Raw genomic sequence first — 15,014 nt, 5'->3', positions numbered from 1 at the left:
GTGGACGGCCGGTAGCGGGGTTCGGGTGGGGCGTCGCCGGGGTGGATGATGGGGCGGATCGTGGCGCGGTCGAGGAAAGCGGCGAGCACGGTGGGGTTGGTGACGCCGGCGCCGAAGACGAATGCCGGTGCCGGGCAGGCTGATTGCCGCGGCGCGGACGCCGACTTCGGAGCGGTGTTGTCGGTCGCGGCCTCCGGCTCGGGTTCGGGCTGGACCTCGTGCTCGGGCTCCGGCTCGGCGTCAGACTCCGGCGCATCGTCACCCGCAGCCTCGGCCGTTGAATCTCCAGCGGCGCTGAGGTCTTGAGCTTGGGAGAGGGTGTCTTGGGTGGTGATGACGTGCATGACGACGTCTTTGGTGGGGCGCGCGTCGGTGGTGGCGGCGGGGCAGTCGGGGTTGTCGCATTCGCAGCGCAGCGTGGTGCCCGTGGCAATGGCGGCGAGGGCGTCGTTGCGGCGTTCTTTGGGGCTGCGGGGGTCGTCGGGGCACAGGGTGCGGGCTGCGTCGTGGACGCGTTGTTCGAAGGCGGCGCCGTCGGGGGCGTACATGCGGGCCCAGACGGTCATGAAGCCGGCGGCGTCGCCCATGAACCCGAATTCGATGTCGCGGTCTTGTTCGGCGGCCTGGGTGCGGCGCAGTGCTGCGGGGTCGTGGGATTCGACGACGGCGTCGATGGCGGCAGCGGTCTTCTTCTTAGATTTAGGGCCCCAGGTGGTGATCTGGTCGGCCAGGGCGGTGTCGACAGCGGCGATGGTGGCGGGGTCGGTGATCAGGGCGGTGCGGGTGACGATGGCGCGCACGAGCAGGTCGTTGATCTGGCCGGCCTCGAAGAGGGCAGCGACCTTGGGGAGCCGGTCGCCGAGCATGACGGCGCGGTGGGTTTGGAACATCGCCAGGGTTTCAGTGATGTTCTGGGTGGCGGCCAGTTCGCTGATGACGCTGGTTTCGGGGTCGACGAACCAGTTGTTGCGGTCGTCGGCGTGGTCGAGGCCGGTGCGGCGGCGGAACACTTCGGCCATGGCGGCCAGTTTGCGGGCTGCGGCGGCGGATTCGACGCGTCCCCATCCCGCGGCGGCTGCGACCAGTTCGGCGTCGCTGAGCGCAGGCATATCGCCGGTCTCGGGAAGCGAACCATCGAACATGTATTCGATTGTGTCACGCGGCGCCGACAGGAAACGCCGAGAAAGCCTGCCCTGTGGATGAATTCGCCGTTGTGGATGAATCCCGGCAGAAGTCAGCGATTACGTCTGGCGTCGACGAATACCGTGTCCTTGGCCGTGTCGGTGTCGCCGTGGTCGCCGCACCGTCCGTACCGCGTCATCAGTTCCTGCGCGCCGATCGTCGTGACCTGCCAGCCCCGTGCGGTCAACCAGTCGGCCACGCCCGGCCCGACCGCCTCGACGGCCAACCGGCTCCCGGGTGGGCTCATCTCGTGGATGCGGTCGAACAACAGGTGTGGGCCGTCCGCCATGTACGGAAGTAGTCCCTCGACCGCCCACGCCGTCGGTTCCGAAGCGTCGAATCCGGCCTCGATCAACGTGTTCGTCCACTCGTCGAACAGATCAGCAGGTACCGGAACGTAGCGGGACACCGAAGGACTGTCGCCGTGTTCACGCAGGGCCTCGTTCTTGAACTTCAACACCCCGGGGTGGTCGATCTCGTAGACCGCGGTGCCGTCGACCCAGGGCAGTCGCCACGCTCGTGCGTCGAGTCCGGCGGCGACGATCACCATCTGCTCGAGCCCGTGCGCGCCTGCGGCGATGAAGAACTCGTCGAACCACTTGGTGCGCGACGACGCGTAGTTGGCGATGCCGTTTATCCGTTCGGCCGTCTCGTCGCTGGGGAGCTGACACCCCCGGTTCAACGCGGCGTCGATGAACACCTGCGCGTACGGGTCGTCGAACAACGGACAGTCGGCGTGCGACTCACTTTGTCTGGCCAGCGCGACGGCCAGTGCGTTCACGATGCCGTCAGGAGTCGTCATGGCCGCGGTGTTCCCTTTCCGCGGCGACTTCAAGCATCTCGTCCCTGGTCAACAGGTCGTCACGGATGTTCTGCTCGTGGTAGGCGAGTTGGCCCACGCGATTGGCGATCACCGGCGCGGTGATGACCGTGAAAAGTCCGGTCAGAATGAGCATCCCGACGTCGACGTTCCCGCGCAGCCGGATGGCCGCACCCGCCAGCACGAGGAGCAGACCGAGCACCTGCGGCTTGGTCGCGGCGTGCATCCGCGAGAGCGTGTCCGGGAACCGGACGACGCCGATCGCGGCGGTCAGAGCCAGCGTCGATCCGCCCAGCACCAGGACGCTGGCGACGATGTCGAAGGCGCTCACGATGTCCTCCGTGACCTGTCGGGCCTACGGACATCAGGTACGCGGAAGCGCGCCACGCTGACCGACCCGACGAAACTGATCAGAGCCAGAGCGGTCAGGCTGTAGGTCACGGTGGTGTTGAGGCTGAACGCGGCCCACGTGCCGATCGCGCACATGGTGACTGCGACGAGCGTGTCCAGCGCGACCAGCCGGTCCAGCGTGCTCGGTCCGGCCAGCAGCCGGAACATCGTCGCGGCCGCGGCGGCGCTGAGCATCACCCCCGCGATGATCCACACCCAGTTCATGCGCGATCCGCCTTCGCTTCTCGCTCGGCGTTCATGCTCGATCCGCCTTCGCTTCTCGCTCGGCGTTCATGCTCGATCCGCCTTCGCTTCTCGCTCGGCGTTCATTCGGGATCGGCCTCCCTCTCCGTCGATGGCCGCCAGTCCGATTCCCGTTCGAACGCGGCGATCAGCAACCGCTCGAACTGTCCGATCTGGCGGTAGAAGCGACTCAGTGCGCGGTCGGAGCCGACGTCGATGACATGGACGTAGACCACGCGCCTGGTCTGGTCGATCTCCAGCGCGATGGTGCCCGGCGTCAGATTCACGATGTTCACCGCGAGCGCGAGCACCAGGTCCGACTTCACCGCGAAATGCGCCCGCAGCACCGCGGTCAGCGGCGGCGGGCCCGGTTTGACCGCCAGCCACGCCACCTGCACCGAGGACACCACCAGGTAGTACGCCACGGTGGCGATCAGGCGCAGCAGCGACAGCAGGTGGACCCGGCCCTCCACAGGCACCGGCGGCAGGGGCAGCAGCAGCGTGATCATCAGCGCGATGGCCAGGCCGCTGACGATGTTGGCCGCAGACAGCGTGCCCCACAACAGGATCCACACCAGTGTCAGCCAGCACAGCACCCATGCCCGCAGCGCCAGCCGACGTGGCGACCACCGCGTACCCTCGAGAACCTTCATGGCCGCTCACCCACCACCGCGGTGATGTAGTGATCGCGGTTGATCACCTCGTCGGCCGCTCGGCCGCTGTAGGCGAAGATCGGCCCCGCCGCCACGGTCAGCGCCAGACCGACCGCGATCAACGCACCCGTCGGCGCCAGCATGCCGACGGGCATGCGGCCGACGTGATCGCGGTCCACGAACTGAATGTCCTCCGATTCCGCGGTGTCGTCCAGCAGCGCCGCCGGGGCGGTCGAGGACAGGTGCCCCTCCGGTGCGTCGTCACGCGACCGCCAGAAGGCCTTCGTCCACACCCGGGCCACCACGTAGAGGGTCAGCAGGCTCGTCACCACACCGCCGGCCACCAGCGCCCAGGCCAGCGGTGTGCCGTTGGACGCGCCCGCCTCGAGCAGCGCCACCTTGCCGATGAAGCCCGAGAACGGCGGTATGCCACCGAGATTCAGCGCGGGCACGACGAAGACGAAGGCGAGTAGCGGGCTGGCGGCGGCCAGCCCGCCCAGGCGCGTCATCGTCGACGCCCCGGCCTGGCGCTCGATCAGGCCCACCACGAGGAACAGGGTGGTCTGCACGACGATGTGGTGCGCGACGTAGTAGATGGCGCCGGCCATGCCGAGGTCGTTGGACAGCGCGATACCGAAGACCATGTACCCGATGTGGCTGACGAGCGTGAACGACAACAGTCGTTTGATGTCGCTCTGCGCGATGGCGCCGAGGATGCCGACCACCATGGTCAGCAGCGCCGCCCAGAGCAGCACCTGGTCCAGCCCGCCGCCGGGGAACAGCAGCGAATGCGCGCGGATGATCGCGTAAACACCGACTTTCGTCAGCAGGCCGGCGAACACCGCGGTGACCGGCGCCGGTGCGGTCGGGTAGGAGTCGGGCAACCACGTCGAGAGCGGGAACACCGCCGCCTTGATGCCGAACGCCACCAGCAGCACCGCGAACAGCGCCATCCGCGTGCCCTCGGAGACGTCGTCGAGACGCACGGCCAGTTCGGCCATGTTGAGCGTGCCGGTGGCCGCGTACACGAGGCCGATGCCGAGCAGGAAGATCAGCGACGACACCATCGACACCATCACGTACGAGATGCCCGCCCGCACCCGCTCGGCGCTCGCGCCGATGGTGAGCAGCACGAAGCTCGCGGACAGCAACACCTCGAACCCGACGTACAGGTTGAACAGGTCACCGGCCAGGAAGGCGGTGCACACACCGGCCGACAGCACCAGGTAGGTGGGCAGGAAGATCGACACCGGCTGACGGCCGTCGCCGTCGCGGATGCCCTGCCCGATGGCGTAGGCGACCACCGCCAACAGCACGATGGACGACACCATCAGCATCAGCGCCGACAGCCGGTCCACGACCAGGGTGATGCCGAGCGGCCCCATGCCGGGGACGCTCTGGCCCCACCCGCCCACGTGCACCGCCAACGTGCCGTCACGGTCGGTGAGGTAGACCAGCACCGCGCAGACCGCGACGACCGCGACGAGCGCCAGCTGGGCGAGCACCCGTTGCAGCACCGGGCGACGGCCCGCGAACAGCGTCAGCGCGGCGGCGATGGTCGGGATGAGTACGGGCAGCGGTGTGAGCACCGTGGCCAACGTCATGCGCGATCCGCCTTCGCTTCTCGCTGCGCGGTCACCGGGAACCCTCCCGACCCGGGAGCGCGTCGAGCTCGTCGGGCAGGTCGGTGTCGATCGCCAGATCCGGCTCCGGTGGCCGGTCCTCGTCGAGGGCGGCGGCCTCCTTGGCGGCCATCTCGGAGACGCGGGTGTCCTCGGGGTCGTTGCCGACCTCTTCGGCGGTGGTCAGTCGGTAGGACCGGTAGGTCAATGCCAGCACGAACGCCGCGATGCCCATGCTGATCACGATCGCGGTGAGGATCATGCCCTGCGCCAACGGATCAGCGGTGGACGTCTCGCCCGCGCTGGTGCGTCCGCGGACCGGCGGATTGCCGGACGGCCCGGCCACCGTGAGGACGAGCAGATTGATCGCATTGCCGATCAGCAACAGCCCCAACAACATTCGGGTCAGATTGCGCTCGAGCAGCAGGTAGACGCCCACGCTGGTGAGACCGCCGATCAGGATCAGGGGAACGAGGTAGGTGGTCACCGCGCACCCACCTTCGCCGCCGACCTGCCCGAACCGGGATTCGGCGCGGACATCTCCACGTCGACCTGAGCGCCCAGGCTGCGCAGTACGTCGAGAACCAGACCGACGACGATCAGATACACCCCCAAATCGAAGAACAGTGCGGTCACCAACTTGACGGTGCCGAGGACCGGCAGGTCGAATTCGATGACCGCCGAGGACAATGCGGGCGCGCCGAGGAACAGCGAGGCCACCGCCGTGCCCGCGGACAGCGCCAGCCCGACGCCGAGGATCTTGCCCGCATCCAGCGGCAGCGTCTCACCCAACTCGTAACGACCGCCGGCGAGATAGCGCAGCACCAGGGCCAGGCCCGCCGTCAGGCCGCCTGCGAACCCGCCGCCGGGCGTGTTGTGGCCGGCGAAGAAGAAGTACGCCGAGAGCACCATGATGAGCGGGAAGATGACGCGCGTCGCCACCTCCAGCACCAGCGAACGGTGTCGCGGATCGCGCAGTTCGCTGCCGCGCAGCCAGGTGATGTCGCCGACGGCCGGGCTGTTGGCGAAGGTGCCGATGCGTCCGATGTCGGGTTGTCCGGCGTCCGACACCCGCGGCGCGGTCCCGAAACGGCGGTTGCGGAACACCAGCGAGGCCACGCCGGTGGCCGCGACGAGCAGCACCGAGATCTCGCCCATGGTGTCCCAGGCGCGGATGTCGACAAGCAGGACGTTGACCGCGTTGGCTCCCTGGCCGCGGTAGTAGGCCGCGTCGGGGATCAGTTCGGCGATGCCCGCCCCGGTGCGGGCGGCCATCGCGTACACCGCCAGCGACGTGACCGTCACGCCGACCGCCAGCGACAGCACCGCGCGTGGCAGGCGCTTGTGGTTGATGTGGGCCTTTTCGGCCTCCGCGGGCAGGGTGCGCAGTACCAGCACGAAGATGACCAGCACCAGCGTCTCGACCAGGAACTGGGTGAGCGCCAGATCCGGCGCGCCGTGCAGCGCGAAGATCGCACCGCAGCCGTAACCGGTGACCCCGATCAGCAGGACCGCGGCCAGGCGGTTGCGCATCACGGCGGCGCCCACCGCGGCGGCGAGCATCAGCAGCCCGACCACGACCACCCACGGCGAATCCCACAGCGCGAAGTCCGGCCGGTCCCGCGCACCGAGCAGCAGCGCCACCGCGGGCACGACCACCAGGGTGCAGAGGATGACCGACTGGGTGGCCGGGATGGAGCCGCGCTGGGTGGTCGCGGTCAGCCGCACCGACACCATGTCGAGCCCGCGGATCAACGAGTCGTAGACGTGGTCGGCGTTGCCGAGCGGAAGGTAGGCCACCCGGGCCCGCCGCAGCTTGGACCGCTCGAAGAACGCGGCGACACCGGTCGCGATCACCAGCGCCGACAGCAGGAGCGGCAGGTTCAGGCCGTGCCACAACGCCAGGTGGTAATCCTCGCCGCCGGGCACGGTCTGCGCGTATTCGCCGAGCACGGCGTCCAGCGGGGCGGGCCACAGACCCGAGACCAGGCCGGCGGCGGCGAGGAACGCCGGCGCGGCCAGGAACGCCGCTGACGGACGGTGCATCTCGCGGACGCGCACGCTCGGCTCGTGTAGACCTTTGCGGCTGAACGCGCCCCACAGGAACCGCAGGCTGTAGATGGTGGTGAACACCGAACCGAAGACGATGCCGGCGAGCACCCAGGGGGCGAACGGGCCCAGTGCGGCGCTGTGCAGCACGGTCTCGAAGTCGGCCTCCTTGGCGACGAAGCCGAGGAACGGCGGGAGCGCCGCCATGCTGGCCGTCGCACCGACGGCGATGAACAGCAGCGGGTTGCTGCGGTCGCCGAGCCACGCCAGCCGACGGATGTCGCGCGTGCCGGTCGAGTGGTCGATGACACCGACCACCATGAACAGCGACGCCTTGAACATCGCGTGTGCGACCAGCATCGCCAGCCCGGCCAGCATCATGTCGCGCCCGCCGGTGCCGACCATGACGGTGATCAGCCCGAGCTGGCTGACCGTGCCGAACGCCAGGATGAGTTTGAGGTCGTACTCGCGCACCGCGCGCCAGCCGGCCAGCAGCATCGTCGCCAGGCCGAGGGTGATGATCATCGGCCGCCACACCGGGGAGTCGGCGAAGCCGGGCGTCATCCGCGCCACCAGGAACACCCCGGCCTTCACCATGGCCGCGGCGTGCAGGTACGCGCTGACGGGGGTGGGGGCGGCCATCGCCCCGGGCAGCCAGAAGTGCAGCGGCACGATCGCGGATTTCGACAGGGCGCCAACGAGGATGAGCGCCACCCCGACCGCGGCGGCCACCCCCGACGGCGGTGACGCGACCAGTTCGGAGAGCAGGTACGTGCCGGCGAGGTTGCCGAGGATGATGATGCCGACCAGCATCGCCAGCCCGCCGAACGTGGTGACCAGCAACGCCTGGGTGGCGGCGCGGCGGCTCGTCGCCCGTTCGGCGTAGTGGCCGACCAGCAGGAACGACAACACCGTCGTCGTTTCCCAGAAGACGTACAGGATCAGCATGTTGTCGCTGATGACGAGACCGAACATCGACCCGGCGAACGCCACCATCTCGGCCGCGAAGCTGGGCAGACGCTTCTCGACGTGCCCGTCGCGATGGTGGAAATACGTGCCGCAGTAGAACAGCACGAGCGCGCCGATACCCAGGATGAGCACGCTCATGATCGCGGCGAGCGTGTCGAACCGCAGCGTGATGTCCATCGACAGCTCGGGCAGCCAGACCAGGTTCACGGTCTGCGCGCTGCCCGGCTCCGGCCAGTTCAGCGCAACCCAGACCAGGGAGGCCAGCGGAACGACCGCCAACGGGTAGAACGCGATCCGTCCCCATCTGGCCACCATGAGGGGTGCCAACGCGGTCGCGACCGCATGGGCACAGAGGATGGCCAGCATGGCACTCCGATCTTGATTGGGGTCGGGGTGTCAGCGTGAGCTGCTTTGGATTGTGTCCATTCTACGTGGGTTGCTGGCGGCGTCACCGGCGCACTGCGAACGGTTTCCGTCAGAAGTACCTCAGCCAGACGTAGACCCAGGCCAGGGTGGTGCTGAGCAGCGTCACGACGATCCCGCACCGGGTGAACCGCCAGAAGCTGATCGGGTGGCCGGCTCGCGCGGCGATGCCGATGGCGACGACGTTCGCGCTGGCCGCGATGGCGGTGCCATTGCCGCTGAAGCAGGCGCCCAGCGCGAAGGCCCACCACAGCGCCTGGCCGGTGCCCGCGTCGGGAGTCTGAGCCACCATCGACTCGACGACCGGCGTCATCGTCGCGGTGTAGGGGATGTTGTCGACGAACGCGCCGACGATCGACGACCCGAACAGCAGTGCCGAGGCCGCCCCGAACCAGTTGTCGCCGAAGGCCGATTCGGCCACCGAACCGAGCGCGCCGATCACCCCGGTGTGCGTGAGGCCGGCCACCATCACGAACAGGCCCATGAAGAACACCAGCGTCGGCCACTCCACCTCCGGCAGCACCTCGCCCACGTCGATGTCGGTGACCAGCAGCATCGCCCCGGCGCCGAGCAGCGCCACCACCGACGGCGCCACGTGCAGCACGGAGTGCAGGGCGAACCCGGCGATGACCAGGTTCAGCACCACCAGGGAGCGGACCAGCAGCCTGGTGTCCTTGATCGCGCGGCGCTCCTGCAGTGCCATCACCTCGTCCATGTGGACGTCGTCCGCGCGCAGATCCTTGCGGAACAACACCCGGGTGAACCCCACGAACAGGACGAAGATGATCAACACGATCGGCGCCATGTGCACCAGGAAGTCGTTGAACGTGAGCCCGGCGCGGCTGCCGATGATGATGTTCGGCGGATCGCCGATCAGGGTGGCGGCACCGCCGATGTTGGACGCGAGCACCTCGGCGATGAGATAGGGCTGCGGCGCGATCCGCAGTCGGTCGCAGATCACCAGCGTGACGGGCGCGATCAACAGGATGATCGTGACGTTGTCGAGCACCGGTGAGGCGAACGCCGTGATCAGCATCAGCATGACCATCAGCCGGTACGGACTGCCGCGCGAACGCTTCGCCGCCCAGATCGCCAGGAAGTCGAACAGCCCGGTCTGCTTCACGACGCCGACGATGATCATCATGCCGAGCAGCAGAAAGATGACGTTCCAGTCGATGCCCTCGTGCTCGGAGTAGAAGACCCGCTCGCCGGGGATCAGCCCGAGCAGGGCCATCAGCCCCGCGGCGACGAGGACTGTTCTGACCTTGTCGGCCCGCTCGGTGGCGATGAACCAGAACGCGACGACGAAGATCGCCAGTGCCAGCACCGGGGCCAGCGACGACAACACGGCCGGAGCAGCTGACACGCGCTCGCCGTGACAGGGTCAGTCGCCCGGACCGGCGACAGCCAGACTGGTCAACAGCCGTTCGAGGGTCACCGCGCCGGTCAGCCGACCGGCGCTGTCGATGATGGCGATCAACGGGCTCCTCTTCGTCGCCATCACGGTCGCGACCTCGAGCAGGGTGGCGTCGGGCGCCACCGTCGCGGGTTTCGCGACAGGCGAGGGCAGGCAGTCACCGACGGTGAGGCGCCCCGGGCCGTGCCAGAACAGGTCGGCGTGAATCTCGTCGACGGTGCGGACGAGCGCCGGATCGTCGCGGTAGGTCTCGGGGATGGCCAGGCGCAGGACCTGCGTGCCGGGCAGCACCGCAATCGGGCGGTCCGCCTCGTCGACGACGACGAGCCCGGGCAGTCGGTTGACGACCATGAGCTGGACCGCCTTGGACACCGGATCGTCCATGCGGACGGTCGGGGGCGACACCGCGATCTCGTGTGCTTGCATGGCGACTTCATTCAATCGGGCGGTCCGTCGGGTTGCCGTAGTAACCGTCATGATCCTCGTTCTCCGATCAGCGCATCGACCCGGCGTTCCAGCGACCGGACCCGATCGGCGATGGGTCGGCTGTGCAGGATCTCGGCGAGCCCGTCGGCCTCGTCGGGGGCCAGCATGAGCTCCTCTGCTGGCTCGTCGCTGCCGTCGTCGTAGACGAACACCTGCCGGTCGCCGTCATGGGTGACCAGGACGCACAGCCGACCGCCGGCCCGGGTGACGATGTGATGCAGCGTCCCGCCGCCGGGCACCGTCGTCCGATCGATTCGCATCGCAGCTCCTTGCAGGTCACTGTCGAGCCTTCGCGCGAGAGGCGAGGGCCGCCATCGGGGCTGACACCCATTTCCGGGGGGTGGCGGCGTGTATGGACATCCGCTGACCGGGACGCCAGGCTGGTGGTATGAATCGGGCGCGTACCCCCGCGGCCGCACTGTTTCGCCGGGTCTTTCTGATCAACGGCCTCATCTTCACGCTCGGCACCCTCATCCTTGCCGTCTCGCCTGCCACGGTGTCGTCGCGCATCCGGCTCACCGAGATCCCGGTTCTGGTGGTCGGGCTGGCGATCATGTTGAGCGCCAACGCATTTCTGCTGCGGTCCAGTCTGGCCCCGCTCGACCGGCTGGCCGCGTCTATGCGGCGGGTCGATCCGCCGCGGCGCAGCGACCGCGTCGACGATCGGGGCAGCGGCGATCTGCACCACCTGATCGAATCGTTCAACGCGATGCTCGACCGGCTGGAGACCGAGCGGACCACGGCCAGCGCGTCGGCGCTCGCCGCGCAGGAGAACGAACGGCAGCGCATCGCGCGGGAACTGCACGACGAGATCGGGCAGACGTTGACCGTCGCCCTGCTCACGCTCAAACGCGCGGTGGACCGCGCGCCCACCGAGATCCGCGGCGAACTCGAGGAGACCCAGGAGACGGTGCGGGCGAGCCTCGACGAGGTGCGCGGCATCGCCCGCCGGTTGCGGCCCGACGCGCTCGAGGACCTCGGCCTGCAGAGCGCGCTGAACGCTCTGTGCAGCGAATTCGCCCAGGCCACCGGACTGCCGGTGGTCAAGCACATCGCGCTGCCCGCCGCGCGGCTGGCGCCCGATGTGGAGCTGGTCTGTTACCGCATCGCCCAGGAGTCGCTCACCAACATCGCCCGCCACGCCGAGGCCGGCAAGGCCTGGGTCGACCTGCACGTCGCCGCCGGACAGGTGACGCTGCGCATCGCCGACGACGGCAAGGGCGGCGCGGGTGAGGCGGGGGAGGGCGCCGGGATCAGCGGGATGCGGGAGCGGGCCCTGTTGATCGATGCGGCGCTGACGATCACCTCGCCGCCGCGCGACGGCACCGAGGTGCGGTTGGCGATTCCGTACCGCGGCGGTGAGGAGTGACGCCGACCGCACCGGCCCGGATCCTGCTCGCCGCCGACCACGCGCTGGTGCGCAGCGGGCTGCGGCGGATCATCGATGCCGAACCCGACCTGCGGGTGGTCGCCGAGGCGGCCGACGGGCACGAGGCGCTCGAAGCGCTGGAGCGGACGCCCACCGATCTGGCGATCCTCGACATCGCGATGCCGCGGATGACGGGTCTGCAGGCCGCCCGCGAGATCAGCCGCGTGCATCCGCACGTGCGGATCCTGATCCTGTCGATGCACGACAACGAGCAGTACTTCTTCGAAGCGCTCAAGGCCGGCGCATCGGGCTATGTGCTCAAGTCGGTCGCCGACCGTGACCTGCTCGCGGCATGCCGGGCCACGCTGCGCGGCGAACCGTTCCTGTACGCCGGTGCGGTGACCGCGCTGATCCGCGACTACCTGCACCGGGCGCGCAGCGGCGACGAATTGCCTGACACCATCCTCACCCCGCGGGAGGAGGAGGTGCTCAAGTTGATCGCCGAGGGTTACTCGACGCGCGAGATCGCGGCCACGCTGAGCATCAGCGCCAAGACCGTCGACCGGCACCGCGCGAACATCCTCGCCAAGCTGGGTCTGCGGGATCGCTTGGCGCTCACCCGATACGCCATCCGGGCGGGATTGATCGAGCCGTGATCCGCCCGCAGACCGAGCCGCCGACATGGCGCATCGGCAGCGCGTGGCCGAGCACCCCGATGCCGGCGCCGAGGATCGGCCAGATCGGCCAGAAGTACCAGGCGCCCGCGGTGAGCCCGACGGCCAGCCACACCGTGAGGACGATGACGACCATCGTCAGGTAGCCCGCGAGATGCCACCGCACGCCGCGACGGGCGGCGCGGCGGCGTTCGGCCTGCCGCGCGGGATCGTTGCGGCGCAGGGTGGCGACCGGCAGGTCGGCGGTGAGGCTGTGCAGTTCGGTTCCGGTCTGCGCGGCGAACGCGTGCTGCAGACGCTGTTCGTAGTCGGCCATGTCGAGGTAGCCCTGGGTCAGCGCCAGGCCGAGCAGGGTGGCCGTGCGGGTGCGGTCGTCGTCGCCGATGCGTACCGCGGTGGGGACGGTCATGGTGGCTCCCGAGACATCTAGACAGTGACTAGTTCGATGGGGTCCACTGTCCCACCACAACTTGGCACTGTCAAGATTTCCGGTGTCAGCGGCCTTCGGCGAAGGCGCGCAGCGTGTCGACCTGGACCGGGTCCAGCGACGGGCGCACGGTCTGCCGGGCGGCCACGGCGCCGGCTGCGGTGACGTCGGCGGCGTCGATCGACCGCCGCATCGCCGTCAGCGCCGCCTCGCGCAGCAGTGCGACGCAGTCCGCGGCGCTGTAGCCGTCGAGACCCTCGGCCAGTGCATCGAGGTCGACGTCGTCGGCCAGCGGGACGGATTTGCCTGCCGTGCGCAGGATCTCGCGTCGCGCCTCGGCGTCGGGCGGCTCGACGAACACGAGCCGCTCCAGGCGGCCCGGGCGCAGCAGGGCGGGGTCGATCAGATCGGGCCGGTTCGTGGCGCCCAGCACGACGACGTTGCGCATCGGTTCGATGCCGTCCAGCTCGGTCAGCAGCGACGCGACCACCCGGTCGGTCACCCCGGAGTCGAAGCTCTGCCCGCGCCGCGGCGCGAGCGCGTCGATCTCGTCGAGGAACACCAGCGACGGCGCCGAGTCGCGGGCCCTGCGGAAGAGTTCGCGCACCGCCTTCTCCGAGGCGCCCACCCATTTGTCCATGAGTTCGGCGCCCTTGACGGCGTGCACCGACAGCCGCCCGGAACTCGCGAGCGCGCGCACCACGAAGGTCTTGCCGCAACCCGGCGGCCCGTACAGCAGCACACCGCGCGGCGGTTCGATGCCGAGGCGTTCGAAGGTGTCCGGATGCTGCAGCGGCCACAGGACCGCCTCGGTCAGCGCCTGTTTGGTCTCGGCCATGTCGCCGACGTCCGCCAGCGTCACCGACCCGACCGACACCTCTTCGGTCGCCGACCGGGACAACGGCCGGATCACCGTGAGCGCGCCGGTGAGATCGGCCTGGGTGAGCTGCGGCGGCGCCCCGTCGGCGCTGGCGCGCGCCGCCGCCCGCAGCGCCGCCTCACGGACCAGCGCGCACAGGTCGGCGATCACGAAACCGGGTGTGCGCCCGGCGACCTCGTCGAGGTCCAGATCCTGCGCCGGGACGCCGCGCAGCAGCACCTCCAGCAGCGCCCTGCGGGTGGCGGCGTCGGGCAGGCTCAACCCGAGCTCACGGTCGCAGAGGTCGGGCTCGCGCAGGCGGGCGTCGAGGTTGTCCGGCCTGGCCGACGTCGCCACGAACGCGACGCCGGGCGTCGCGACGGCCGCGCGCAGCTCGTTGAGGATCAGCGTGCCCACCGGTTCCGGCGTCGCGGGCAGCAGCGCGTCGATGTCGGTGATCAGCAGCACGCCACCGCCGTCGCGCACCGTCGCGGCCGCCGACGACACCCGGTCGAGCCGGTCGGGGGCGTGCAGCGCGCCGACCTCGGGGCCGTCCAATTCGACGAGCCGGCGTTGCGCGCACACCGTGCGCACCATCGTGGCCTTGCCCACCCCGGCCGGACCGGACACCAGCACGCCCAGATGCGCTGTGGCGCCCAGGGTCTCGAGTAGTGACGGCTCGTCGAGGGAGAGTTTCAGCCATTCCGTGAGCCGGCCGGCCTGCGCGTGGCTGCCCTTGAGATCGTCGAAGGACACCGCGGGCCGCTGCGTCGGCGGCGCGGTCACGGTGGCCTCGCCGACCGTGGCGCCGACGGTCGGACCGGCGGGCCCGGCCTCCGGTGCGGGTCCCTCACCCCAGCTGACCGCCGAGTTCGGTTGGACGCTCACCGTGCCCCTGGGGTCGACGGCGGTGACCGTCAGCAGTTCCGAGGTCCAGGTGATGCCCACCGACGACGCGAGTGCGCTGGTCGCGCTCGATGTGGAGGTGCCGGGTCCCAGATCACGCGGCAGCAGCGAGACGGTGTCGCCGACCGTCATGACCTTGCCTAACAGCGCTTGGCGCAGGGTGGCCGGCGAGATCGAGTTGGTGGCGAGCCGCGACCCCGACACCGTCACCGAGCGCGCCCCGTAGACCGTCACCGGCGCCACGAGGACGCTGCTGTCCTCGCGCAGCCCCGCATTGGACAGCGTCACGTCGTCGAGCAGGGCCGTGCCCGTCGGGGTGCCCGGCGGGGCGACGCCGACCACCGCGGCCGTCGTCCGTGCGCCGATGAGCGACACCGCATCCCACTCCCGCACACCGAGCGCGGCGATCGCCTCCGGATGCAGCCGCACCACGCCACGACGGGAGTCCAGCGCCGAGGTGTTCAGCCGCGCCGTCAGCCGCAGGTGGCTCGGCGGGCCGTCCTCGGACAGTTCGGACCCCGTCAT

15 protein-coding genes are annotated in these 15,014 nt (G+C 69.5%); 2 read left to right on the top strand and 13 right to left on the bottom strand.

Translation table 11 applies throughout. The annotated features are described in order from the left end of the window. From AU195_RS06520 to AU195_RS06470, 11 genes are all read right to left on the bottom strand, one after another. Positions 1-1,142 (bottom strand): DUF222 domain-containing protein (locus AU195_RS06520; RefSeq protein ID WP_157531046.1); only part of this gene is annotated, 1,142 nt, incomplete at its 3' end. A 92-nt stretch (positions 1,143-1,234) separates the two neighbouring features. Beyond that, positions 1,235-1,984 (bottom strand): SAM-dependent methyltransferase, encoded by a 750-nt coding sequence (locus tag AU195_RS06515; protein WP_059158248.1) that lies wholly within the window; start codon positions 1,982-1,984, stop codon positions 1,235-1,237. Continuing rightward, positions 1,971-2,333, bottom strand: coding sequence for a monovalent cation/H(+) antiporter subunit G (gene mnhG, locus AU195_RS06510; protein ID WP_059158247.1), 363 nt, complete (start codon positions 2,331-2,333; stop codon positions 1,971-1,973). The genes AU195_RS06515 and mnhG overlap by 14 nt, the downstream gene beginning before the upstream one ends. Next, positions 2,330-2,617 (bottom strand): monovalent cation/H+ antiporter complex subunit F, encoded by a 288-nt coding sequence (locus tag AU195_RS06505; RefSeq protein ID WP_059158246.1) that lies wholly within the window; start codon positions 2,615-2,617, stop codon positions 2,330-2,332. The genes mnhG and AU195_RS06505 overlap by 4 nt, the downstream gene beginning before the upstream one ends. Positions 2,618-2,718: 101 nt before the next feature. Beyond that, positions 2,719-3,288 carry a Na+/H+ antiporter subunit E gene (locus AU195_RS06500; RefSeq protein WP_059158245.1) on the bottom strand — a complete coding sequence of 190 codons (570 nt, stop codon included), beginning with the start codon at positions 3,286-3,288 and terminating at the stop codon, positions 2,719-2,721. Beyond that, entirely contained in the window at positions 3,285-4,892 is a 1,608-nt protein-coding gene (locus AU195_RS06495) for a Na+/H+ antiporter subunit D (protein WP_059158244.1), read from the bottom strand. Before AU195_RS06495 ends, AU195_RS06500 begins: the two co-directional genes overlap by 4 nt. 31 nt (positions 4,893-4,923) lie before the next feature. Next, positions 4,924-5,397 carry a Na(+)/H(+) antiporter subunit C gene (locus AU195_RS06490; protein ID WP_059158243.1) on the bottom strand — a complete coding sequence of 158 codons (474 nt, stop codon included), beginning with the start codon at positions 5,395-5,397 and terminating at the stop codon, positions 4,924-4,926. Then, entirely contained in the window at positions 5,394-8,294 is a 2,901-nt protein-coding gene (locus AU195_RS06485; protein WP_059158242.1) for a Na+/H+ antiporter subunit A, read from the bottom strand. Before AU195_RS06485 ends, AU195_RS06490 begins: the two co-directional genes overlap by 4 nt. Before the next feature lie 109 nt (positions 8,295-8,403). Next, positions 8,404-9,717 carry an ArsB/NhaD family transporter gene (locus tag AU195_RS06480; RefSeq protein WP_059158241.1) on the bottom strand — a complete coding sequence of 438 codons (1,314 nt, stop codon included), beginning with the start codon at positions 9,715-9,717 and terminating at the stop codon, positions 8,404-8,406. 18 nt (positions 9,718-9,735) lie between these two features. Then, positions 9,736-10,194, bottom strand: coding sequence for a CBS domain-containing protein (locus tag AU195_RS06475; protein ID WP_059158240.1), 459 nt, complete (start codon positions 10,192-10,194; stop codon positions 9,736-9,738). Between the two features lie 47 nt (positions 10,195-10,241). After that, positions 10,242-10,514 carry a cation:proton antiporter regulatory subunit gene (locus AU195_RS06470; protein WP_059158239.1) on the bottom strand — a complete coding sequence of 91 codons (273 nt, stop codon included), beginning with the start codon at positions 10,512-10,514 and terminating at the stop codon, positions 10,242-10,244. Between the two features lie 128 nt (positions 10,515-10,642). Here AU195_RS06470 and AU195_RS06465 point away from each other — a divergent pair, with 128 nt between their 5' ends. Then, entirely contained in the window at positions 10,643-11,623 is a 981-nt protein-coding gene (locus tag AU195_RS06465; protein WP_059158238.1) for a sensor histidine kinase, read from the top strand. After that, the gene (locus tag AU195_RS06460) at positions 11,620-12,279 is read left to right on the top strand and encodes a response regulator (RefSeq protein ID WP_059158237.1); all 660 of its coding nucleotides are present in this window, start codon (positions 11,620-11,622) and stop codon (positions 12,277-12,279) included. The genes AU195_RS06465 and AU195_RS06460 overlap by 4 nt, the downstream gene beginning before the upstream one ends. On the opposite strand, the gene AU195_RS06455 is transcribed toward AU195_RS06460, so the two are convergent. Together AU195_RS06455 and AU195_RS06450 are read right to left on the bottom strand one after the other, a co-directional pair. After that, positions 12,239-12,706 carry a DUF1707 domain-containing protein gene (locus AU195_RS06455; protein ID WP_059158236.1) on the bottom strand — a complete coding sequence of 156 codons (468 nt, stop codon included), beginning with the start codon at positions 12,704-12,706 and terminating at the stop codon, positions 12,239-12,241. The genes AU195_RS06460 and AU195_RS06455 overlap by 41 nt on opposite strands. Positions 12,707-12,791: 85 nt before the next feature. Further along, positions 12,792-15,014: an AAA family ATPase gene (locus tag AU195_RS06450; protein ID WP_059158235.1), complete on the bottom strand. Its 2,223-nt coding sequence runs from the start codon at positions 15,012-15,014 to the stop codon at positions 12,792-12,794.

This window comes from Mycobacterium sp. IS-1496 (genome assembly GCF_001499995.1).
In the GTDB taxonomy this organism is placed as follows: Bacteria; Actinomycetota; Actinomycetes; order Mycobacteriales; family Mycobacteriaceae; genus Mycobacterium.
This window is presented reverse-complemented; position numbering and strand designations above follow the sequence as displayed.

What these genes read in the sequence shown, in the direction of transcription:
- AU195_RS06515 (WP_059158248.1), bottom strand. Translation starts at nt 1,984, where the DNA reads ATGACGACTCCTGACGGCATCGTGAACGCACTGGCCGTCGCGCTGGCC.
- AU195_RS06505 (WP_059158246.1), bottom strand. Translation starts at nt 2,617, where the DNA reads ATGAACTGGGTGTGGATCATCGCGGGGGTGATGCTCAGCGCCGCCGCG.
- AU195_RS06500 (WP_059158245.1), bottom strand. Translation starts at nt 3,288, where the DNA reads ATGAAGGTTCTCGAGGGTACGCGGTGGTCGCCACGTCGGCTGGCGCTG.
- AU195_RS06495 (WP_059158244.1), bottom strand. Translation starts at nt 4,892, where the DNA reads ATGACGTTGGCCACGGTGCTCACACCGCTGCCCGTACTCATCCCGACC.
- AU195_RS06485 (WP_059158242.1), bottom strand. Translation starts at nt 8,294, where the DNA reads ATGCTGGCCATCCTCTGTGCCCATGCGGTCGCGACCGCGTTGGCACCC.
- AU195_RS06475 (WP_059158240.1), bottom strand. Translation starts at nt 10,194, where the DNA reads ATGCAAGCACACGAGATCGCGGTGTCGCCCCCGACCGTCCGCATGGAC.
- AU195_RS06470 (WP_059158239.1), bottom strand. Translation starts at nt 10,514, where the DNA reads ATGCGAATCGATCGGACGACGGTGCCCGGCGGCGGGACGCTGCATCAC.
- AU195_RS06465 (WP_059158238.1), top strand. Translation starts at nt 10,643, where the DNA reads ATGAATCGGGCGCGTACCCCCGCGGCCGCACTGTTTCGCCGGGTCTTT.
- AU195_RS06455 (WP_059158236.1), bottom strand. Translation starts at nt 12,706, where the DNA reads ATGACCGTCCCCACCGCGGTACGCATCGGCGACGACGACCGCACCCGC.
- AU195_RS06450 (WP_059158235.1), bottom strand. Translation starts at nt 15,014, where the DNA reads ATGACGGGGTCCGAACTGTCCGAGGACGGCCCGCCGAGCCACCTGCGG.